This is a genomic window from Nonomuraea sp. NPDC050153 (assembly GCF_044460125.1).
Classification (GTDB): domain Bacteria; phylum Actinomycetota; class Actinomycetes; order Streptosporangiales; family Streptosporangiaceae; genus Nonomuraea.
Genome location: NZ_JBITJQ010000023.1, coordinates 89,324 through 111,143 on the forward strand (window position 1 = coordinate 89,324; position 21,820 = coordinate 111,143).

Genomic DNA, 21,820 nt, shown 5'->3' on the forward strand with positions numbered 1-21,820 from the left:
GGATGAAGTCATCCGATCCACTCCAGAGAGTGAGAAAAACGATGAACCGCCAGGAACGCTACGAATACGGGATGAAGGTGCTGGAGCAGGTTGACGGCGAGGCCGGACAGCGGGTCGTGGACTCGCTCGCCGACGTCTCGCCCGAGCTGGGCCACCAGGTCGTGGCGTGGGCTTTCGGCGACATGTACGCCCGCCCCGAGCTGCCGCCCCGCGACCGGCAACTGATCACCCTCGGCGTGCTGACCGCGCTCGGCGGCTGCGAGATCGAGCTGGAGGTGCACATCAACGCCGCGCTGAACGTCGGGCTGGCCCCGTCGGAGATCTCCGAGGCGCTCCTGCACTCGGCCGTCTACTGCGGCATGCCGCGCGCGATCAACGCGACCCTCGTGGCCAAGAAGGTGTTCGGCGGGCGCGGCCTGCTGCCGATCACCAACGCCGGCTGAGGCGCGGTACGCCCAAGCCTGCGGGGATCCTGGTTCTTCGTGGTGGGCGTCTCCATCGGTGCGTGAGCGGACGGTCAGGGAGCGTGGCGGGTGACGAGGCCGTGTTCGTGGGCGTAGATCGCCGCGTGCACGCGGGTCCGCAGGCCGAGTTTCGTGAGAATCCGGTTGACGTGCGTCTTGACCGTGCCTTCCTCGATGGTGCACGCGGCGGCGATCTCGCCGTTGCTCAGCCCTCGGGCCAGGAGGCGCAGCACGTCGTGTTCGCGCGGGGTCAGCAGGCCGAGCTCAGGTGTGGCGGGGCGCGGGGACAGCGCGGCGAAGCGGCTGATCAGGCGGCCGGTGACCTGCGGGTCGATCAGCCCCCTGCCCTGGTGCAGCTCGCGGACCGCCGTGACGAGCACGTCGGGGTCGCTGTCCTTCAGCAGGAAGTCGGCCGCTCCTGCGCGCAGCGCGCCGAACAGGTACTCGTCGAGGTCGAACGTGGTCAGGGCGAGCACGCGGGGGGCGGATTCGGCGGCGGAGAGGCGGCCGATGGCGGCTATGCCGTCCATACCCGGCATCCGCAGGTCCATCACCACCACGTCCGGCCGCCGCCACAGCGCCTGGTGCACCGCCTCGGCGCCGTCGGCGGCCGTCGCGATCACGTCGATGTCGGCTTCGCCGTCGAGGATGAGCCGCAGCGCCTCCCGCGCCGCCTCCTGGTCGTCGGCGACCAGCACCCGGATCGTCACCACGCGTTCCTTTCGCTGGGAAGGTCGGCGAGCACCCGCCAGCCGCCCGTTTCCGCCGGTCCCACCGACAGGGTGCCACCGAGCAGGAGCAGCCGTTCCCGCATGCCGCGGATGCCGTGGCCCTCGACCTGGGGCGCCTGGGCCGGGGCGCCGTTGTCGAGGACCTCGATGCGCAGGCCGCGATCGTCCTGCCGCAGGAGGACGGTGACCGCGGTCGCGTTCGAGTGGCGTACGACGTTGGTCAGGGCCTCCTGGACCACCCGGTAGGCGGTGTGGTCGACGGCCGGCGGCAGGACACCCCCTGTCCCCGAGCGGCGCATCGTGATCGCTCGGCCGGCGGAGGAGAGCCGCCCGGCCAGCCGTTCCAGGTCCGCGATGCCGGGCTGGAGGGCGGCCGGGTGCTCGTTGAGCGTTCGCAGCAGGTCGCGCACCTCGGTGAGCGCCGACAGCGAGAGGTCCGAGATCGTCTCCAGGGTCCGCTGCGCCGAGACGTCGCCGGGCGCTCGCCGGGCGGCCGCGGCCTGCAGCCGGATCGCGGTCAGGTGGTGGCCCACGCTGTCGTGCACGTTCCTGGCCAGCCAGGTGCGCTCCTCCGCCAGCACGCGTTCCGCCTCGGCCCGCCGCAACCGGAGCGTCTGCTCGGCCCGGTCCCGGTGCAGCCGCAGCGCGTAGCCGGTGGCCACCGGGGCGACACTCATGATCACCATGGTGGTGAGGGCCGGCACGGCCCCGCCGATCACCAGGCCGATGCCCACCACCCAGCACGTGGAGACCGCCAGCACCAGGCCGGGGCGCCGCGGCCGGTGGTAGACCGCCGCGCAGAACAGGACCATCGTGACCAGCATCCCCTCCCAGCGGTGCAGGTGCGCCATCCCGGCCAGCGCGATCACCGCGGACGTCATGGCGGCGGTCAGCGGCAGCGCCCGCCGTACGAGCAGGGGGAGGCTGACGCCGGCGCTGAAGGCCAGGAGGGACACGTCGATCGGGGCCCGCCCCTCCAGCGCCGTCAGCAGCGCCGCGACGGTCGCGGCGCCGGCGACGAGCAGGGCCTCCCTCAGCCAGTGCATGTCACGATGATGCCGGACCGCAGGTCGTGCCCGCGGGCGGGAGCTGTCCGGTGGTCAGGTAGCGGTGCACGTGGTCGCGGACGCAGGGGTTGCCGCTCCAGTAGAGAGCATGACCGCCCTTGGCCGTCAGGTGGCGGGCGCCGCCGAGTTGCGCGGTGATCCGGCGGGCGTGCGCGGGCGGCGCCGTGTCGTCGTACTCGCCGCCGGCGATCAGGATCGGTGGCAGGCCGCGCGGGCGTACGGGATGGGGCGGGAAGGGCGTCATCTGGGGGAGTCCGGCGCAGAGGTTGGCCATCGGCCATGCCGCGGTCCAGCCGATGCGCGGCGCGACGCGCCTCAGCCGCCGTTCCAGGGCCCTGACCTCGCGCCATGCGGTCGGGAACGGGAAGTCGGCGCAGGTCGTGACCCTGCTGAGGGCGGGATCGGCCGCCCCGGGGAACGGCTTGGCGAATCGGGTGGCGTCACCCGCGTACGCCTCGGCGAGGGACTTCGCCAGTTCGGGCCACGTCGCCTCGAACGCGACGGTCGCGCGGGAGGCGATCAACGTCGCACCGGCCGTGGCGCCGGCTCCGGCGCCGGGCGCGGGGATCGGTCGTTCGGCGGCTCGGGCCATGACCTCGTCCCAGACCTTGAGCGCGTCGCGGCCGTGGAGCGCGCAGCTCCGGTCGGTGGCGCACCAGTCGGCGAAGCGGCGGAGGTTGCGTTCCTTGGTCGTCGCCCTGGGCAGCAGCCATGCGGTCCATGATCGATTGGTGTGGTCGATCGGGCTGTCCAGGTGCATGCGGCCGACGCGGGAGGGGAAGTCCTCGGCGTAGGCCACGCCGAGGACGGTGCCGTAGGAGTTGCCGAAGTAGTTCAGCTTCCGTTCGCCCAGCGCCACCCGGACCGCCTCCATGTCGCGGGCCCCTTGCCAGGAGTTCAGCTTGCCCGCGAGCGGGCCGGCGGCGTCGGCGCAGCCGAGACCGAAGCGGCGGTTCCGCTCGGTGTACCGGGCGTAGGTGGCGCGGTCGGGGAACACCCACTCCGCGTTCGTGGCCCATGGCGCCGGATCGGGGCAGCGCACCTCGGCGCTCGCCTCGAAGCCGCGCGGGTCGAAGACCACCACGTCGAACCATCGGGTCAGGCCGGCGAAGGAGCTCTGCGCCTGCCGCAGGATCGAGATCTGCTGGGCGGGACCACCCATGTTGAGCACCAGCGTGCCCTGCCTGGCGGCCGGATCCCGAGCGGGCAGCTTGGCCAGCCCCAGCGTGATCCGCTCGCCCTCGGGAGCGGCCCAGTCGGCGGGCACGGTGATCCGGCCGCACCGCAGGCCGTCCCCGCAGTCCTGCCAGGACAGCCCGGTATCGGCCGCCGCGGGCGTCCCCGCGAAGGCGGGGAGCAGCATGGCGCCGAGTACGGCGATGATCGTCTTCTTCATGTCCCTCAGCCTCGCCGAGGGGCCTGTCGCCGGTCGTCCACCTTTCGATAGATCCTCACGCGTCGCGCCCGTTCTCGTGTCACAAACGCCGGGGCCGCCACGTCCTGTAGGTGAAAGACCCGGAAGGAGATGGAAATGAGCAAGCACATTCTGATCGTCGGTGGCGGATATGTCGGTATGTACACCGCGATGGGGCTGCGCAGGCTGGTCCGGTCGGGCGAGGTGCGCGTCACGGTGGTGGACCCGAAGGGGTACATGACGTACCAGCCGTTCCTGGCCGAGACCGTCGGCGGGGCGGTGGAGCCGCGCCACGTGGTCGCGCCGCTGGGGCGGGTGCTGAAGGGCGTGCGGGTGCTGACCGGGCATGTCACCCGCGTGGACCACGCCGCGCGCAGCGCCGAGTTCCGGCCCGTGCAGGGACCTGCCAGGACCATCGCGTACGACATCCTGGTGATGGCCGCGGGGTCGGTCATCCGCACGCTGCCCATCGCCGGGCTGGCCGAGCACGCCGTCGGCTTCAAGACCATCGGTGAGGCCGTCCACCTGCGCAACCACGTCCTCGGCCAGCTCGCCGCGGCCGTTTCGACCGATGACGAGCAGGTGCGGCGCAGGGCGCTGACGTTCGTGGTGGTCGGCGGCGGGTTCTCGGGCGTCGAGGCGCTGGCGGAGATGCAGGGGCTCGCCGACGAGGCGACGCGTTATCACGACGGCATCGAGCCGGCCGACCTGAGCTGGACGCTGGTCGAGGCCACCCAACGGATCCTGCCCGAGCTGCATGAGGATCTCGGCCGCTGGACCGTGGACGCGCTGCGCGGGCGCGGTGTCGACGTGCGGCTCGGCGCCCGGCTGGCCTCGGCCGAGGGCGGTGTGGCGGTGCTGAGCGACGGCACCGCGCTGGACGCCGGGACGCTGGTGTGGGCCGCGGGCGGGCGGCCGAACCCCCTGGCGGCGGCCAGCGGGCTGCCGGTGGACCGGCTCGGGCGGATCCAGGCCACCGAATACCTGACCGTGGCGGGGCTGGAGGACGCGTTCGCGGCCGGTGACGGCGCCGCGGTGCCCGACCTGACCCGGCCCGGCGAGTTCACCGGGCCCAACGCCCAGCATGCGGTACGCCAGGCCAAGCTGCTGGCCCGCAACCTCGTCGCGCACGTCAGGGGGCGGCGGCTCAAGCCGTACCGGCACGCCTACCTCGGTTCGGTGGCCGGGCTCGGGCACCACCAGGGCGTCGCCCAGGTGTACCGGCTGCGGCTGACCGGGTTCCTGGGGTGGCTGGCGCACCGTGCGTATCACCTGGCCTGGGTGCCGACGGTCAACCACAAGGCCCGGGTGCTGGCCGACTGGGCGCTGTCGATGTTCTTCCGGCGGGAGACCGTGCAGCTCGGGGCCATCGAGCACGCGGACGAGGAGTTCCGGGCGGCCGCCGAGCTGCCGCGGGCGGCGTGACCTCGCGCGTCACGGACGGTCGCCCTGACAGGGAACCGGCCTGATGATCGCGACAGAGCAGTGAGGGGGCCCGTCCGCGAGCTCCTGGCGGCCGGTCGTGCTCACTCGGGCCGGGGGAGTCGTGGTGCCGGCGACAGGTCGCTGATCAGCAGTGTGGCGGCTTGCGTGGCGAGGGCGAGGATGTCGTCGTCCGTGGCATCGGTGCCCTGGGCGGCCAGCACGGCGTTGTGCACGCTGAGCAGGGCCATGCGCATGCGCAGGTGGTCGGTGAGCGGCGCGTCGGGGCCGAGGAGGAGCTGTGCCGCCCTGCCGATGCGCTCCAGCGGCCCGCCCTGCCGGGCGGGCATGACCGCGCGCAGCGCGGCGTGGTTGGCGGCGGCGAAGCGCATGGTCCGCAGTCCCTGACCGGCGCTCAGGGCGATCCAGCGGCCCAGGAACTCGGCGCGCAGATCGGGGGTGATCGGTTGGTCCGCGGCCCATTCGAGCAGGTCGTCGAGTGCGCGCATGTTGTCCTGGAAGAGGCTGAGGATGATCGCCTCTTTGCTGTCGAAGTGGTAGTAGAGCGCCGCTTTGGTGATGCCGAGTTGCTCGGCGATCTCGCGCATCGAGGTGGCGTCGTAGCCGCGCTCGGTGAAGAGTGACAGCGCGGCCTGCTGGATGTCGGCTCGGGTCTGGCTGCCCTTGCGCCGGGTGCCCGTCGGCTGTCCGGTCTTCGTCATCGCGCGTCCTTTGCTGTTCAGCTCAGCTTGGTCGAAGTCTACACCCTGTTGCTTACCGGTCGGTCGGCAAGTAAGTTACTAACCGGCCGGTAGGAAAAGCGTTGTACGCGTCGGCATGATCGAGAGAGGAAGGCCGGTATGGGGTTGCGAGTCATAGGGGCGGGGTTTCCGCGTACGGGGACGACGTCGCTGAAAGCGGCGTTGGAGCGGCTGCTCGGAGCGCCCTGCTACCACATGAGGGAGCTGTTCGGGCGGCTGGACGACGCCGCGGTCTGGCGCGATGCCTACGCGGGCGTCATGCCGGACTGGCCCCGCTTCCTCGGAGAGTACGCCGCCGGGGTGGACTGGCCGGTGTCGTGGTTCTGGCGCGAGCTGTCCGCCGCCTACCCCGACGCGCTGGTGCTGCTGTCGCGGCGGGAAAGCTCCGAGCGCTGGTACCGGAGCATGGACCAGACGGTGCTGGAAGGGGCGCGTCGCCTGGCGCTCGGGGACTTCACCGGCGGGCGGCCGCCGATGGTCGCCCACGGCACGCCCGAGCAGGCCCGCGCCATGGAGGAGATGATGCGAGCCATGTTCGGGGGCGCGTTCGACGACCCGCTCGACCGCGACAAGGTCATCGCGGCCTACGAGCGGCACCTGGCCGAGGTCCGCGCCACCGTACCGGCGCACCGGCTGCTGGAATGGCAGCCGGCCGACGGCTGGCAGCCCTTGTGCGCCGCGCTCGGCCTTCCGGTCCCGGACGAGCCGTTCCCTCATGAGAACACCGCGGCCGGCATGCGGGACCGGATCAACGACCTCGGCGCCCGTTGAGCGGCCGGAGGGCACGCCGATCGTCCGGGGCTGTGCGATGAGCGGGGTCATCGGTCCTGTCGTGGTCGTTCGCCGGGGGAGGAGTGTCACATGACAGTTATCACAGGCGGTTCGTGTTAGTTGTTTCTACCGGCGAAGGGCCTGGCGGGCGAGGCTTGACCTGCAACAAGGGGCAGCGAGCAGTCCAGATGCCCGCTGCCACTCCCATCGGATCTCGGCTGCGAGCCGAGGCGGAAGGAGAGTGGGCCCGATGGCCGAAAGCCTCTACATTCTTGGTGACGAGGACCGCAAGAAGTTCGCCAGGCTGATCGCCGCCGCGTGGTCGGAGGACGACGTGAAGGGCCGTTACGGCCGCGAGCCTCGCCTGATGCTGGCCGAGTACGGCATCGCCTACCCGGAGGGCGTGGCCACGCCGCCGCTGCCCCCGAAGCCCGCCGGCGAGTTCAGCATCGAGGAGCTCGAGGTCGCCGCCGGCACCGAGGCCCCGGCCGACGGCTGCTTCGGCTCCGCCAGCTCGGTCAGCTGCTTCACCGGCTGTGTCGCCACCGCCTCCACCTTCGGCTGCGCGGGAGCCGTGGAGTCCTGACGGTGCCGCTTGGGGCGCGGTCCGGCCCGCGGCGCGCCCCATGCCCCTTGCCGTGGCACCCGGTGGCCCGCCGCCGCCGGGTGCCACCATCGCCCCGCCCCCGGCGGGGAAGGCGAGCGTCTCCCCGAGCGAATGGACGTCCTCCCGGCCGAGCGGGCGGACATCCCTTCGGGCAGACGGACGTCTTACCGGCCGGGGCGGTGGCGGGCTCGGCGATCGTGGCGGGTTCGCGGGTGACGGCCAAGCCTCGGGCCGGTGGCATCGGGGTGGACGGCGCGGGGCCGGTGCCGGTACGGAAGCCTCGAAAAGCCGATAAACGTGAAAAGTCATCAGTGATGCGTTGCCTCCGCCGAGATCGGTTGTCATGATCCGCTTGTGACCCAGACAGGGGTTCCCGGTTCGAGGGCGACGGCTCGCGCGCCACTCGAGGTGCGGCTCGGCCGCGCGGCGATCGTGGCGTTCGCCGTTTACCTGATCTTTCCCACGTTCGCGTACTACATCGAGAATCCACACCCCTGGCGCATCCCAGGCATCCTCCTGGCGACCGCGGTCCTCGCCCTCTACATCGTGGCCGGCTGCACCGGCCCGCGCGGGCCGTGGCACCGGTGGGCGGTGGGGGTCATGGCGCTCCTGGTCTACCTGCCGATTCCGTTCCTGGGCGAGTGGTGGGCCGCGTCGGGCGTCTTCCTCGCCGCGATGGCGCTGGGCATCCTCCCCAGGCCGTACCCGCTGCCCGCGTTCCTGCTGGTGGCCGTCGCCGAAACGGTCAAGTCGATGCTGCTCGGCGACGATCTCGTGGGCGGGCTGTCCTGGACCCTGTCCGTCTCCGTGGCGGCCATTCCCCTGGCGGGTCTGACGCATTTCGCGGAAACGGCGCGGGTCCTCTACGCGACCAGGGCCGAGCTGGCCATGGTCGAGGTGGCGGCGCAGCGCGCGCGGGCGATGGGCGAGCTGGAGGGCATCCTCGGCAGCCGGATCGACGCCATCGCCGAACAGGGCCGCAGGGTCGTCGCCGACGTCGAGGGCGACGCGGAGACCGTCAAGAAAGAGCTGGGCCGGATGCTCGACATGGCCCGCGAGGCCCAGAGAGAGATGCGCGGGTTCGCGCATCGGGAGCAGCGGCTCCCATCAGGAAATCCTGACTACCAGAAATGATGAACATCACGACACGTCGGTGTTAGTTGTTTCTGGCGGCTTTTGCCGCTGATGACGAATCTGGACCTCGTAGGCGGCCGCCCCTGACCTACCCGGAACCCCGGGGCCTCACCAACGAGGTGACCTCATGCCCGAAGATCCCCCTCTGTCCCTGGAACTGCGCAGGCAGCTCGCCAGATTCGTCGCACGCGCCTGGTCCGACGAGTCGCTCAGGCGGGAGTTCGAACGCGACCCGCGCGCCGCCCTCGCCGAAGCGGGCGTCGACTGGCCGCGTGAGCTGGCCCCACCCGACCTTCCTGACCAGCCCGGTCAGGCCATCGACCTGGAGAGCCTCGAATCGTCCGCGGGCGGCGCCCTCGGCACGATCGGCACGGTGAGCTGCCCGACCGGGTGCTTCTCCGCCTGACGACCTCGTAGGCGTGGTGGTGGGCAGTCCAGATGCCCACCACCTCGCCAGAAAAGCATCTCACACACCCGCGGCGGGAGGACTTGTGATGACTGTGGACACGATCGGCTGGGACACGACCCAGCGCAGGGCGTTCGGTGAGCTGACCGCGAGGTCGTGGCTCGACGCCGACTTCAGACTCCGGTACGAGCGCGAGCCGTTCTCGGTCCTGGCCGAGTACAACCTCCGGCTGGCCGACGGAGCAGGCGCCCCGGTGCTGCCACCGGAGCCCGGCGCCGAGCTCGTCATCGAGATCCTCGACGGGTCCGAGGCGCTGCCGCCGCCCCCTCCATGCCTGCTCAGCCTCTGCTTCTGCCTGTACACGCCGACCCCGGGGGAGTGACCCGCGATGACCATGACCGCGACGGAGGCGCCCGGAGGCGAGCGGATCGACGAGCTCGTCTCCACGGTGCGGGCCAAGGCGTGGCTCGCCGCGGCCGCGCTCATCCTGGTCGCGGGCTGCGTGGCGAGCTGGGCATGGCTGGGGCAGGTCCGAGACGTGGTCGCCGGCACCGGAGTGCTGGTGGCGGGCGCAGGCCCCGTGCCGGTGGCCGCCCCCGTGTCCGGCAGCGTCGCCGAGGTCCTGGTCCGCGTGGGCCAGGAGGTGACCCCCGCGACGCCGCTGGCCGTGCTGGCCGACGAGCGGGGACGCAGGCACGTCGTGACGGGCACGGCGAGCGGACGGGTGCTGCGGACGGCGGCCCCCGGCACCGCCCTGGCCGCGGGCGGCACGGTCGCCGCCGTCGACCCGGCCGCGGGCCCGCTGCGGGCGCTGCTCCTGGTCGGCCGGGACAGGGTCGGCGCGCTCGCCCCAGGCCAGACCGTCACGTTCGGCGGCACGGGCGCGCGGGGCCGGGTGAGCGCGGTCGAACCGTACCCCGCCTCGGGCGAGCTGCTGCGCCCGCTGTTCGGCGAGGCCCTGCGGGCGGACGGGCGCCACCTGGTGACCGTCGACCTCGACCGGCCGGCCTGGCCGGGCGCCACGCTCACCCCGGTGTCGGGGGAGATCACCGTCGCCGTCGTCCGTCCCGTGGACGCCCTGTTCGCCGGAGGGCGTCGTGGCTGAGCGCACGACCAGGCCGCGGCCGGTCCGCACCGAGCGCCGGCCGCAGATGGAGGACGCCGACTGCGGGCCCGCCTGCCTCAGCACGATCTTCGCCCACCACGGCCTGCGCGTCCCCGTGCGCGAGATCAGGGAACGGTGCGGGGTGGGCAGGGACGGGCTCACGGGAGCGGGGCTCAAGGCGGCGGCCGAGGAGTACGGCTTCACCATCGGCGGCTGGCGGGTGGAGGCCGACGCGCTGGAGACCTTCCCCGTCCCATCGATGATCTTCGTCGACCAGCGGCACTACGTGGTGCTGGAGGGCATGCGCAAGCGGTGGGCCTACCTCAATGACCCCGCCGTGGGCAGGATCCGGCTGAGCAGGGAGGAGTTCCGGCGGCGATTCAGCGGGATCGTACTGGTACCGCGCCCGGGCGAGGGCTTCACGCCGGGAGGGCCGCGGTTCCCCGCGGCCCGCTCGGCGCTGGCGAAGGTGCGGCCGTACCTGTCCACGCTGCTCGCCATCGCCGTCATGGCCTTCATGCTGGCCCTGCCCGCGGCGGTCACCGCGCTGCTGACCCGGCTCCTGCTGGGCAAGGTGCTGGTCGCCGGCGGCGCGGCCTGGTCAGCGCCCGTGCTCCTCGGGCTGCTCGGCTGCGTCGGGTTCACCCTGGCCGGCATGTGGGCGCAGCAGCGGCTGCTCGGCGCCGTGCAGCTGGCGATGGCGGCCGACCTGTCCGGACGCTACGTGTGGCGGCTGCTCAGGCTGCCGGGCGACCATTTCCACCGGCGGCAGACCGGTGGCCTGGTGACCAGGACGTCGTTCGGCGCGGGGCTGGCCCTGCTGCTGTCGGACCGGGTCGCCGCCGTCATCGCGGCCCTGCTCACCATGGTCGTGCACTCTTCGATCCTGTTCGCCTTCCACCCTGCCTTCGCCGCGCTCGCGGTGCTGCTGGCGGCGGTCAATCTGGTGGCGATGCGCGCGGTCAGCCGCCGTACCGCCCCGCACCAGCAGCGGTTCATCTTCGACGAGCACCGCAGGGACAGCCTGGCCTTCAACGGCGTCTCGATGGCGGAGTCGCTGAAGGCCGACGGCGCCGAGGGCTGGTTCTTCGCCAAGTGGGCGGGGCTGTCGGCGCGGACCATGTCGGCGGCCCAGGAACTGATGCGGGTCACGCAGGCGCTGATGGTGGTGCCCGCCGCGCTCGGCTCGCTCGCCGGGGCCACCATGGTGATCACCGGGGCGGTGCTGATGGCCCGCGGCGAGGTCACGATGGAGACCGTCATCGCGGCCCAGCTCCTCGTCGGCGCCTTCCTCGTACCCATGTCCTCGCTGGTCGGGGTCGGTGCCGAGGCGCAGGTCGTGGTCGCGCAGACCGGCATGCTCGACGACGCCCTGTACGCCGAGCCCGACCTCCGCCACGCCGAGCCCCCCGGCGCCCCCGAGGGGGCGGGGGGCCTGCGCGGCGCGGTGGAGTTCGACAACGTCACCTTCGGTTACGACCGCCAGCGCGGGCCGGTGATCGAGGGGCTGTCGTGGCGCGCGGAGCCCGGCCGGCGCATCGCCGTCGTCGGCCGTACGGGCAGCGGCAAGTCCACGGTCGCCCGCCTGCTCACCGGCGCGGTCGCGCCGTGGTCCGGGCAGATCAGGTTCGACGGCGTACCGAGGGACGAGCTGCCCAGGGAGACGCTCTCCACCTCGATCGGCTACGTGGAGCAGAACCTTCAGGTGTTCGAGGGCACGGTGGCCGACAACCTGACGCTGTGGGACCCGACGGTTCCCGCGTACCGGCTGCGCCGGGCGCTCGGCGACGCCTGCATCGCCGAGGTGGTCCACCGCAGGGGCGGGCTGTCGGGAGGCTGGGTCGAGGAACGGGGCCGCAACCTGTCGGGCGGCGAGCGGCAGCGCCTGGAGATCGCCCGGGCGCTCGCGCTGTCCCCCTCGGTGCTGGTGCTGGACGAGGCCACCAGCGCGCTGGACGCGGAGACCGAGGCCCTGGTGGACGCCAACCTCAAGGCCAGGGGCTGCACGTGCGTGGTCATCGCGCACCGGCTCAGCACCGTGCGCGACAGCGATCTGATCCTTGTGCTGGACCGCGGCAAGGTCGTCCAGCGGGGAACGCACGCCGAGCTCATCGCCGAGCCCGGTCCCTACCGCACGCTCGTCGAGGAAGCGGCATGAACGGACACCCCGTCAACGACAGCAGCCCCGTCGACGACCTGACCGGCTACCCCGTCAGCGAGATCGAGCTGATCGACCCCCATGCCTGCTGGCGCGTGGTCAACGGCTTCGTCGACGTGCTGCTGGCGCCCGTGGACGGCCAGGGCCCCCGCCGCCGCGTCGTCCGGGTGGAGAGCGGGCAGCTCATGCACGGCTTCGCCGCCACCGACCTGCCGCGGGGCTACACCGTCCTGGCCTCCCCGGCCGACGGGACGTCGGTGCGCCGCGTCCGCAGGGACGCGGGCGCGCTGTCGGCCTGGGCGCGCCGCCTCCACCACCCCGCCGCACACGACGGCCTGGGCGGCGGCCGAACGGCGGCGGACCCGCCGGGCGACCGAGAGCTGCGCGCGCTGCACCGCGGAGTGCTGGAGCAGGTGCTGCTGCTGGCCGAGGCGGAGGAGGCCGACCGGGACAACTGGCGCGCGGCCAGGGTGGCGGCCACGAGCGAGACGCTGCGGCGGTCGTTCGCCGATGTCGGGGTCGCCGCCGGCGCGCCGCCTTCCCCTGACCGGCCCCGGACGACCGCCGAACACGCCGCGAAAGTGGTCAAGACGCTCGGCGACCACTGCGGGTTCGCCGTGCGGGAGGCCGCCGCGGGCTCCGGCGACCCGCTCGGCGCGGCGCTCGACGCCGCCAGGGTCAGACACCGGCAGGTGCGCCTGCCGGGCCGGTGGTGGCGCAGGGCCACCGTCCCCATGATCGGCTTCACCCGGGAGGGCGGGCGGCCGGTGGCCCTCCTGCCGCACCGGGGCGGCTACCGCGCCGCGGACCCGGCGGCGGACCCCTGCCGGGTGACCGAATCCGTGGCCGCCGGCCTCGCCCCGGAGGCCTGGCAGATCTACCCGCCGCTCGGCGAGGGCGTCACCACCCCCGTCGCGCTGCTCAGGTTCGGCCTGCGCGGCGCGGGCAGGGAGCTGGCCTGGCTCCTGGCGGCCGGCGGCGGCGCCGGGCTGCTCGCGCTGGGCGTCCCGTTGTTCACCTTCAGCCTGCTGAGCTCCGCGTCGAACCCCGCCGACCGGCCCGCGACGATCTGGATCGCGGTGGTCATCGCCGCCATGGTGTGCGCGAGCGCGCTGCTCCTCGCCGTGCGCAACTCGGTGCTCGTACGCGTCCACGGCCGCCTCCAGGAACGGCTCGAACCCGCCGTCTGGAGCCACCTCATCTCGCTCGACCTGCCGTTCTTCAACCGGTACAGCACCGGCGAGCTGGTCCAGCGCGCCAACGCCATCTCCGACATGCGCAAGGCGCTCGGCGAGGCCGCGGTCAACTCCCTGCTCGGCGGCATGTTCTCGCTGCTCGGCCTGCTGGCGCTGGTCGCGGTGGACTGGCGGCTGGCCCTGGTCGCGCTGGGCGGGGTGGGCGCGCTGCTCGCCGTGCTGGCCGGGCGCGCGGTCCGCCAGCAGCGGCACGAGCTGGTCGTGCACGAGCAGTACGGGAAGGTCTACTCCCTGCTGTACGCGTGCCTCGGCGCGATCGACAAGATCCACGTCGCGGGCCGGGAGGCCCAGGTGTTCGGGCTGTGGTCCCGGCTGTTCGCGACCCAGCAGCGCGCGGCCGCGGCGGTCCAGCGCGAACGGGCGGTGTCGGCGGCGATCGGCGCCTCGGCCCAGCCGGCGCTGCTGCTGCTCCTCGCCGTCACGGGCCTGGCCTGGGGCGTCCCGACGGCGTCCTTCGTGATCGCCGCCGTGGCGCTCGGCCAGTTCGTGCTCGCGCTCGGCCAGATGAACCGGGCGGTGGAGGCGGCCTTCGCCCTCCTGCCCCGGTTCGAACGGCTGCGTCCGGTGCTGGAGCGGGCGCCCGAGACGTCACCGGGCGCGAAGGACCCGGGCGAGCTGAGCGGGCTGGTACGGCTCGGCGGCGTCTCCTTCGCCTACCCCGGCACCGCGATGCGGATCCTCGACGACGTGTCGATGGTGTTCAGGCCGGGCGAGTTCGTCGCGGTCGCGGGCCCGTCCGGCGCGGGCAAGTCCACCCTGGTACGGCTGCTGCTGGGCTTCGACCAGCCCCGCACCGGCCAGGTGCTCTACGACGGGGGCGACCTGCGCGACCTCGACCTGCGCCGGGTGCGCGCCCAGGTGGGCGTGGTGATGCAGCAGGCCAGAGTGCTCAGGGGCTCGATCCTGGAGAACATCATCGGGGACGTGCCCGGCGCGACGGAGGAGGACGCCTGGTGGGCGGCCCGCCTCGCCGACCTGGACGGCGACATCGCCGCGATGCCCATGGGCCTGCACACCGTCGTCGGGGAGGACAACGCGTCCTTCTCCGGCGGTCAGCTCCAGCGGCTGCTCATCGCCAGAGCGCTGGTCAAGCGCCCGCGCGTCCTCATCCTCGACGAGGCGACGAGCGCCCTGGACAACCACACGCAGGCGCTGGTCAGCCGCAGGATCGCCGAGTTGGACATCACCCGGATCGTGATCGCGCACCGGCTGAGCACCATCAAGTCGGCGGATCGGATCTACGTACTCGACCAGGGGAGGGTCGTCGCCGACGGCCCCTTCGAGGAGCTGACGGACGACAGCCGGCTCTTCGCCCGCATGGTCCGCCGACAGGAGGTCTGAGATGACGGTCTCGGTTCACCCCGGATACGCCGAAGCGAGAGGCGAGGGCCTGCTCGCGGTTCCGGGCGGGGACGAACGGCTGATAGCCGTGCTCGCCGCGGCCGCGCCCTTCCCCGAGCGCGTGTCGGGAGAGTTCTTCGTCCCCGTGGCGGGCCGCAGCCCGCGCCAGGCGTCCGAGCGCACCAAACGCTGGCTGAAGGCCGCCGTCGGCGACGACGAGGACGCCAAGCGGGCGCTGCTGCACCACCGCAGGCGCTCCGGCCGCGACCTCGGCGCCGGGCTCGTCGACGTCCGGCTCGCCGACCCGCGCAGGCTGCCCGACTGGGGCTACGCCCTGGTGGACTTCCTGCTCGCCCAGCCGCCCACGGCCGCGGCCGACCCCGCGACCGGGCGGCCCGGCTCCCCGTTCGTGGCGTTCAGGCGCGCCGTCAACCGGCTCGTGGACATGCAGGACGGGACCGTGCGCGGAGTCCCCGTCACGCCCGAGGCGTGCGAGGACATCGCGGGCCAGCTGATCGAGCGCCTGACGCAGGTCTGCTTCTCCGGCTTCGCGTTCGAGGCGCAGCTCGCCGGGACCGCCAATGACGTGTCCGCCTGGCTGCAGAGCCCCGGCCTGGACGTCAGCCAGTCCGGCTGGCTCGACCGGCTGGAGACGCTCCCGGGGCTGGCCTACGTCATGGGCATGGCCTGCCTGCAGTGGCGGCGCGTCGTCCACGAGCTGTTCGACCGGTTGAACGCCGACCTGCCGGAGCTGCGCAGGACGTTGTGGGGCTGGACCGCCCCCGGGCCGGTCACGGGGTACTCCGGGGACTCGGGGGACCCCCACAACCACGGCCGGGTGGTCACGCTGCTCACCTTCGCCTCGGGCGAGCGGGTCGTCTACAAGCCGAAGGACCTGCGCTCGGTGGTCGGGCTGATGGACGTGTGCACCCTGCTGAACAACCACGGGCTGCCGCTCGCCCTGCACACCCGCGCGGTCGTCCTGCGCGACGGCTACGGCTGGGAGGAGTACGTCACCGCCGAGCCCGCCACCGACGAGGACAGCGTACGGCGCTACTACACGCGCCTGGGCATGCTGGCCAGGCTCGCCCAGTTCCTGGAGTGCCGCGACCTGTGGGCCGACAACCTGGTCGCCAAGGGCGACACGCCGGTCTTCATCGACCTGGAGAACGTCCTGCAGGCCCGCATCAGCAAGCCCGCCCTCATCGGCGACCGCATCCAGTCCCTGTGGGGGAGGGTCGAGGAGACGGTGGTCAAGACCGCCGTCATCAGCTTTCCCCGGGTGATCGCCGGCGGCGTCCAGGCGCACGACATCGGCTGCATGGCCGGGCTGCAGGAGCAGGTCGCGCAGAACCCCAAGTGGTACCCGCTCGGCTGGGAGGCGCCGCCGTACCGGCCCACGTGGGGCGCGGGCGAGCTGGCCGACCCGAGCCGCTACGCCGACGAGGTGGCCGAGGGCTACCGGCAGATGCAGGACTGCCTGGTGAGCAACCAGGAGCTGCTGGCCGACGCCCGCGGCCCGCTCGCGCTGCTCCAGGACGCGCCGGTCCGCTACATCTGGCGCAGCACCTGGGACTGCGTCGAGCTGCTCGGCATGAGCCTGAGCCCAGGGGCGCTGATCGACGGGATGGCCAGAGAGGTCACCCTCGCCCACCTGTTCCGCAGCGCCCGCGAGACGCTGCGGCGGGACCCGGGGCGCGAGGACATCCTGGAGCTCGTCGAGCAGGAGATCGACGCGTTCCGCCGGATGGACGTCCCCCTGTTCGTCTCCAGGCCCGGATCGGACTCGGTGTTCACCCCCGACGGCGTCGAGATCCCCGGGCACTTCTCGGGCACGGCGTGGCAGCGGCTCCAGGACCGCCTCGCCGACCTGGCGGGGTTCCCGGTGGACGAGCAGCTCGCCGTGCTGGAGACCTGCCTGGACTTCACCGGCGCGCGGCACCTGCCCACCCTGTTCCCCGGCCCCGGGCCCCGGCCCCGCACGGTGCGCGAGATCGGCCAGTACGTCTACGACCTGTCGGGCCGGCGGGAGGAGCCCGAGGCCGAGGTGCTGCTCGCCCGCGCCGGTGAGCTCGCCGACCAGGTGCTCGCCAGCGCCGTCACGCTCGGCCCGCCCGCGGGCGGCCCCGTCGGCGAGCGATCCGGCTGGATCGGCGTGGTCACCTATCCAGCGCACGGCCTGGACCAGATCGAACCCCTTCAAGGCGACCTGCTCACCGGCACCGCCGGCCTGGCCGTCTTCCTCGCCGAGCTGTACGCCAACACGGGCGCCCCCGGCCACTGGACGGCCGCGCAGGACGCGCTGGACGCCGCGGCCGAGTTCGCGACGCTGTCCACCCAGTCGGGCGTCTATCGCAGGATGTGCGGGACACTCGCGCCCGTCGGGGCGTTCGTGGGGCTCGGCTCGGCCATCTACGCGCTGAGCCGCTGCGGCGCCACGCTGGCCGACACCAGGCTCGTGGAGCGGGCCGCGGCGCTGGTGCCGCTCGCCGAGGGCCAGCTGTCCCTGCCGACCTGCGCCGAACCCGTGCTGGGCCGGGCCGGGCTGCTGCTCGCCCTGCACAAGCTGCGCGAGGCCTCCCCGGTGGCGGTCCCCGCGGCCGAGGCGCTGGCCGCGCGGCTGCACGAGGAGTTGCTGGCCGAGCTGGCCGACGGCCGCGCGGCCCGGTCGCCGTACCCGCCGGGCGTGCCCGCGCTCGACGGGGTGCCCACCGGGGTGGACGGGCTGGTGTGGGGGCTGGCCGTCAGCGCGGGCGCGCTGGGGAAGACCGGCGGTTCCGCGGCCGCGCCGCTGCTGGCGCACCGGTTCGCCCTCGACACGCCCGGCTCGCTGCTCGCCGCCGTCGCCACCGCCCACCTCCTCACCGGTGAGGTCCCCGGCGACCTGCGCGAGCGCGTGGCCAGGTACTGCGCGCCCGACGCGGGGCGTTCCTGCGCACGGCTCGTCGTGGACACCGAGGTGGCGCTGCACACCGCCCGCCTGACCGGAGACGGGGCACTGGAGCGCTCCGCCCGCGAGCTGGCCGCCGAACTGCTGCGCCGCCGCGACCACACGGGCCGCTGGTTCGCCGACCGGCGGCGCGCCGACCGCCTGTCCCTGTCCGCCACCGACGGGCTCGCCGCGGCGGGGCTCACCCTCCTCCGGCTCGCCGACGACCAGGTCGCCTCGCTGCGCCTCGTGCACTGATCGAAAGGAACGCCATGGACGCCCGACCATCTTTCCGCCGCCACTTCAGGGTCGAGGTCATCGAGGGAGACGGGGTCTTCCTGATCACCGAGCGCGACACGCACGTGCTCACCGGCCGGTCGATCGAGGCGGTGGCCGGCCTGCTCGACGGCAAGCACACCGTCAACGACATCCTGGTCGCGGTGGAGCCGGACGTCCCGCCCGAGAACGTCTACTACGTGCTCCACACGCTCAGGCAGCGCGATCTGCTGGTCGACGTCACCGAGGACGTGGAGCGGAGCACGGCCGCCTACTGGGAGATGGCGGGGCTCGAGGCGCAGGAGGCGGTCGGCGCGGTGCGCGGCGGGCGGGCCGAGCTGCTCACCGTCGGGGACGTGCCCGCCGAGGAGCTGCGGGACCTGCTGGTCGCCGAGGGAGTGGAGGTGACCGGCCCGGGGGAGGGCGCGCCGCTGACCGTCGTGCTGACCGACGACTACCTGCGCGGCGAGCTGGCCGAGATCAACCGGCGGCACATGGCGGAGCGACGGCCGTGGCTGCTGGCCCGTACGACCGGCCCCGTCCTCTGGTTGGGCCCCGTCTTCCAGCCGGGGGAGGGCGACGGCGGCTGCTGGCGATGCATGTCCCAGCGGATGGAAGGGCACCGGCAGTCGCTGACGTACGTGGAGGACAGGCTGCGGGCCGGCCGCCCGCTGGCCCTGCCCGCCGCCGACCTGTCGCTGACCCGCGGCGCGGGCGTGCGGCTCGTCGCGGCCGAGGCGGCGAAGTGGCTGGCCGGGGTGCGGACCCCGCAGCAGCGCGACCTGATCACGTTCGACACCATGCGCCTCGGCGCCACCCGCCACGAGCTGCGACGCCGGCCGCAGTGCCCCGAGTGCGGCGACGCCGGCCTGATGGCCGCGGCCACGGAGTCCCCGGTCGAGCTGAGCTCACGGCCCAAGAGCTTCACCGCCGACGGCGGCCACCGTTCCCGGCACCCGGAGGACACCGCCGAGCGGTACGCCCACCTGGTCAGCCCGGTCACCGGCGTCATCCGCGAACTCACCCGGATGGACACCAGGACGCCGTTCGTCAAGGCGTACGTGGCCGGGCACAACTTCTCCCGGGAGACCCGCGACCTGGCCTCGCTGCGCAAGGGGCTGCGGACCCAGAGCGCCGGCAAGGGCATGACCGACCTGCAGGCGAAGGTCAGCGCCATGTGCGAGGCGATGGAACGCTACTCGGGCATCTTCCAGGGCGACGAGGCCAGGCACAAGGCGAGCCTGCGGGAGCTCGGCGCGGACGCCGTCCACCCGAACGCCTGCTCGCTCTACAGCGACACCCAGTACCGCACCCGCCGCGAGCTCCGCGCCACCAACAGCTACTCCTTCGTCAGCGACCCCCTCGACGAGGACGCCGCGATCGAGTGGACGCCCGTGTGGTCGCTGACCGAGCGGCGGCACAAGTACCTGCCCACCGGGTACCTGTACTACTACTACAACGACTCCCGCTCCACCAGCCCGCTCTACACCTGGGCCGACTCCAACGGCAACGCCGCCGGCTCCTCCCTGGAGGACGCCGTCCTGCAGGGCTTCATGGAGCTCGTCGAGCGGGACGCGGTGGCCGTGTGGTGGTACAACCGCCTGCGCCGGCCCGCCTTCGATCTCGGCACCTTCGCCGACCCGTGGATCTCCGAGTTCCAGGAGGTCTACGCCGGTCTCGGCCGCGACCTGCACGTGCTCGACCTCACCAACGACCTCGGCGTCCCGGTGGCCGCCGCGGTCAGCCGCCGGGTCCACGGGCCGACCGAGGACATCCTCATGGCCTTCGGCGCCCACTTCGACGTGCGCATCGCCGTCCAGCGCGCTCTGGCCGAGCTCAACCAGTTCATCCCCGCCGTCATCGACGTCGGTCCGGACGGCGTCACCCGCTATCGGTTCCCCGAGCCCGACCAGGTCGACTGGTGGACGAACGCGCGCATCGCCGACCACCCCTACCTCGCACCCACCACGACCGCAGTGCCCGCCTCCGCCTACTCCCGGCCGGCCACCGCCGACCTGCTCCAGGACGTCGAAGCGGCCCGCGCGCTGGTCGAGGAGCGCGGGATGGAGATGCTCGTGCTCGACCAGACCAGGCCCGACATCGGCCTGCCGGTCGTCAAGGTGATCGTGCCCGGCCTGCGCCACTTCTGGCGGCGGCTCGCCCCCGGCCGCCTCTATGACGTGCCCGTACAGCTCGGCTGGCTCGCCGAGCCCACCCCGGAGGAGCAGATGAACCCCATCACGATGTTCCTGTGACCGGCCCCTCGATCGGCCCCGCGAGCGTGGGCCCGGCGCCCTTACCCATGGTGGGCCTGCGCGAGGACGCCGTCGTCGAATCCGCGGACGGCGTGCTGACCATCGCGCAACCTTTCGGCACGGTCGCCCTGCGCGGCCTGCCGCAGGCCGTCGAGTCGCTGCTGCGCGAGCTGCCCGGCACGCTGGCAGGCCAGGACGACCTGGCCGATCGGCTCCTCGCGGCGGGCGGCACCAGCCACGACGCTGCCCTGCTGTACCTGACGCTGTCGCGGCTGCGCCCGGTCCTCGTCCACGCGGTCGAGCCGCTGCTGCGGGTGGTGCCCATCGCCCGCGACGCCCGCTTCCGGCCGCCCGCCCTGGCCCCCGGCGACACCGTGCGGCTGTCGAGGTTCGCGCTCGTCCGCAGGGCGGAACAGGGGCTCGTCCTGGAGTCCCCGCTGTCCCGGCACCGCGTCACGCTCACCGAGGACGCCATGCCGCTGCTCGCGGCGCTCGGCCGCCCGGTCATGGTGAAGGAGGCGCCCGAGGCGATCGGCCACCTCGTCGCCGCCGGCCTGGCGTTCGCCGGCGACGAGGAGGAACGCGACCCCGCGCTGCGCTCGTGGGACTTCCACGACCTGCTCTTTCACGCCAGGAGCAGGTCGGGGCGGCACGACCAGCCGTTCGGCGCGACCTTCCGCTTCCTGGACGAGACGCCGCCGCCCCCGGTGATCAAGCAGCCTCCCGAGGGCGCCGCCGTGGAGCTGTACGCGCCCTCCCTGGAGGAGGCCGCCGCGGCCGACCCGCCGTTCACCACCGTGCTGGAGTCGCGCAGATCGGTGCGCCAGTACGCCGGCGCGCCGACGGTCCGGCAGCTCGGCGAGCTGCTCTACCGGGCCGCCAGGGTCAGGCGCGTCTTCGGACCGGCGCCCGGCATGCCCTACGAGGCCAGCAGCAGGCCCTACCCGGGCGGCGGCGCCGTCTACGAACTGGAGCTGTACCTGACCGTCGCCCGATGCGAGGGCCTGGACAGCGGCGCCTACTACTACGACCCGCTCGGCCACAGGCTCGTCACGCTGCCCGCCAGGGCCGAGGACACGCGGGCGATGCTGGCCGCGGCGAGCCTGGCCACGGGTGGGACGGCCAGTCCGGACGTGCTGATCACCATCACCTCGCGTTTCCAGCGCATGTCGTGGAAGTACTCCTCGATCGCCTACGCCGCCACGCTGAAGACCGTCGGCGCGCTCTACCAGACCTTCTACCTGGTGGCCACCGCGATGGGCATGGCGCCCTGCGGCCTCGGCAGCGGAGACGCCGACCTGGCCGCCCGCACCTTCGGCCTCGACTGGGCCACCGAGTCATCGGTCGGGGACTTCCTCATCGGCGGCACCCCCGCCGGGTCCGATCCGCACAGAGAAGGAGGCCGCTGATGGCCGAAAGCATCTACATCCTCGGGGACGAGGACCGCAAGAAGTTCGCCCGGCTGGTGGCGGCGGCGTGGCAGGACGCCGGGCTGCGCGGCCGCTACGAGAGCGACCCCAGGGGCCTGCTGAGCCAGTACGGCATCGCCTACCCGGAGGGGGTGCCCACGCCGCCGCTGCCGCCCAAGCCGGAGGGCGAGTTCGACATCACCGACCTGGAGTCGGCCGCCGGCTCGTCCGAGCCCGGCACGGTCAGCACCGTTCTCACGCTCACCTCCATGACCGGGCCGAGCGTCCCCAGCACGGCGGGCGACACGTTCTGA

18 protein-coding genes are annotated in these 21,820 nt (G+C 73.1%); 14 read left to right on the top strand and 4 right to left on the bottom strand.

Annotation, left to right across the window (positions count from 1 at the left end):
- Positions 1-41 precede the first annotated feature (41 nt).
- Complete coding sequence (locus tag ACIBQ1_RS40520; protein ID WP_397285463.1) at positions 42-443, top strand: carboxymuconolactone decarboxylase family protein; 402 nt, start codon at positions 42-44, stop codon at positions 441-443.
- Between the two features lie 74 nt (positions 444-517).
- On the opposite strand, the gene ACIBQ1_RS40525 is transcribed toward ACIBQ1_RS40520, so the two are convergent.
- From ACIBQ1_RS40525 to ACIBQ1_RS40535, 3 genes are read right to left on the bottom strand one after another with little or no spacing between them, the layout of a single operon-like run.
- Positions 518-1,174, bottom strand: a complete 657-nt coding sequence (locus tag ACIBQ1_RS40525) for a response regulator (protein ID WP_397285465.1) — start codon at positions 1,172-1,174, stop codon at positions 518-520.
- The gene (locus ACIBQ1_RS40530; protein WP_397285467.1) at positions 1,171-2,241 is read right to left on the bottom strand and encodes a sensor histidine kinase; all 1,071 of its coding nucleotides are present in this window, start codon (positions 2,239-2,241) and stop codon (positions 1,171-1,173) included. Before ACIBQ1_RS40530 ends, ACIBQ1_RS40525 begins: the two co-directional genes overlap by 4 nt.
- A 1-nt stretch (position 2,242) precedes the next feature.
- Complete coding sequence (locus ACIBQ1_RS40535; RefSeq protein WP_397285469.1) at positions 2,243-3,658, bottom strand: alpha/beta hydrolase; 1,416 nt, start codon at positions 3,656-3,658, stop codon at positions 2,243-2,245.
- A 135-nt stretch (positions 3,659-3,793) separates the two neighbouring features.
- On the opposite strand from ACIBQ1_RS40535, the gene ACIBQ1_RS40540 reads away from it, so the two are divergent.
- Complete coding sequence (locus tag ACIBQ1_RS40540) at positions 3,794-5,101, top strand: NAD(P)/FAD-dependent oxidoreductase (protein ID WP_397285471.1); 1,308 nt, start codon at positions 3,794-3,796, stop codon at positions 5,099-5,101.
- 101 nt (positions 5,102-5,202) lie between these two features.
- Here the strand turns inward: ACIBQ1_RS40540 and ACIBQ1_RS40545 are convergent, their stop codons facing one another.
- Positions 5,203-5,820: a TetR/AcrR family transcriptional regulator gene (locus ACIBQ1_RS40545; protein ID WP_397285473.1), complete on the bottom strand. Its 618-nt coding sequence runs from the start codon at positions 5,818-5,820 to the stop codon at positions 5,203-5,205.
- Positions 5,821-5,958: 138 nt separating this feature from the next.
- Between ACIBQ1_RS40545 and ACIBQ1_RS40550 the strand changes: the two genes are divergently transcribed.
- The 12 genes from ACIBQ1_RS40550 to ACIBQ1_RS40605 all read left to right on the top strand — a co-directional run bounded on the left by ACIBQ1_RS40550 (position 5,959) and on the right by ACIBQ1_RS40605 (position 21,820).
- On the top strand, positions 5,959-6,630 hold the full coding sequence (locus ACIBQ1_RS40550; RefSeq protein WP_397285474.1) for a sulfotransferase family protein: 672 nt from the start codon (positions 5,959-5,961) through the stop codon (positions 6,628-6,630).
- 250 nt (positions 6,631-6,880) lie between these two features.
- Positions 6,881-7,216: a thiocillin family RiPP gene (locus ACIBQ1_RS40555; protein ID WP_397285476.1), complete on the top strand. Its 336-nt coding sequence runs from the start codon at positions 6,881-6,883 to the stop codon at positions 7,214-7,216.
- A 375-nt stretch (positions 7,217-7,591) separates the two neighbouring features.
- Positions 7,592-8,371: a hypothetical protein gene (locus tag ACIBQ1_RS40560; protein ID WP_397285478.1), complete on the top strand. Its 780-nt coding sequence runs from the start codon at positions 7,592-7,594 to the stop codon at positions 8,369-8,371.
- A 127-nt stretch (positions 8,372-8,498) separates the two neighbouring features.
- The gene (locus tag ACIBQ1_RS40565; RefSeq protein ID WP_397285480.1) at positions 8,499-8,777 is read left to right on the top strand and encodes a hypothetical protein; all 279 of its coding nucleotides are present in this window, start codon (positions 8,499-8,501) and stop codon (positions 8,775-8,777) included.
- Positions 8,778-8,865: 88 nt separating this feature from the next.
- Complete coding sequence (locus ACIBQ1_RS40570) at positions 8,866-9,159, top strand: hypothetical protein (RefSeq protein WP_397285481.1); 294 nt, start codon at positions 8,866-8,868, stop codon at positions 9,157-9,159.
- Positions 9,160-9,165: 6 nt separating this feature from the next.
- Positions 9,166-9,882 carry a hypothetical protein gene (locus ACIBQ1_RS40575; RefSeq protein WP_397285483.1) on the top strand — a complete coding sequence of 239 codons (717 nt, stop codon included), beginning with the start codon at positions 9,166-9,168 and terminating at the stop codon, positions 9,880-9,882.
- Positions 9,875-12,040: a cysteine peptidase family C39 domain-containing protein gene (locus tag ACIBQ1_RS40580; RefSeq protein WP_397285484.1), complete on the top strand. Its 2,166-nt coding sequence runs from the start codon at positions 9,875-9,877 to the stop codon at positions 12,038-12,040. Before ACIBQ1_RS40575 ends, ACIBQ1_RS40580 begins: the two co-directional genes overlap by 8 nt.
- Positions 12,037-14,637, top strand: coding sequence for an ATP-binding cassette domain-containing protein (locus tag ACIBQ1_RS40585; RefSeq protein ID WP_397285486.1), 2,601 nt, complete (start codon positions 12,037-12,039; stop codon positions 14,635-14,637). Before ACIBQ1_RS40580 ends, ACIBQ1_RS40585 begins: the two co-directional genes overlap by 4 nt.
- A gap of 1 nt (position 14,638) precedes the next feature.
- Entirely contained in the window at positions 14,639-17,824 is a 3,186-nt protein-coding gene (gene lanM / locus ACIBQ1_RS40590; protein WP_397285488.1) for a type 2 lanthipeptide synthetase LanM, read from the top strand.
- Between the two features lie 14 nt (positions 17,825-17,838).
- Entirely contained in the window at positions 17,839-20,097 is a 2,259-nt protein-coding gene (locus ACIBQ1_RS40595; RefSeq protein ID WP_397285490.1) for a TOMM precursor leader peptide-binding protein, read from the top strand.
- On the top strand, positions 20,094-21,506 hold the full coding sequence (locus ACIBQ1_RS40600; protein ID WP_397285492.1) for a SagB family peptide dehydrogenase: 1,413 nt from the start codon (positions 20,094-20,096) through the stop codon (positions 21,504-21,506). Before ACIBQ1_RS40595 ends, ACIBQ1_RS40600 begins: the two co-directional genes overlap by 4 nt.
- Positions 21,506-21,820, top strand: a complete 315-nt coding sequence (locus ACIBQ1_RS40605) for a hypothetical protein (RefSeq protein ID WP_397285494.1) — start codon at positions 21,506-21,508, stop codon at positions 21,818-21,820. Before ACIBQ1_RS40600 ends, ACIBQ1_RS40605 begins: the two co-directional genes overlap by 1 nt.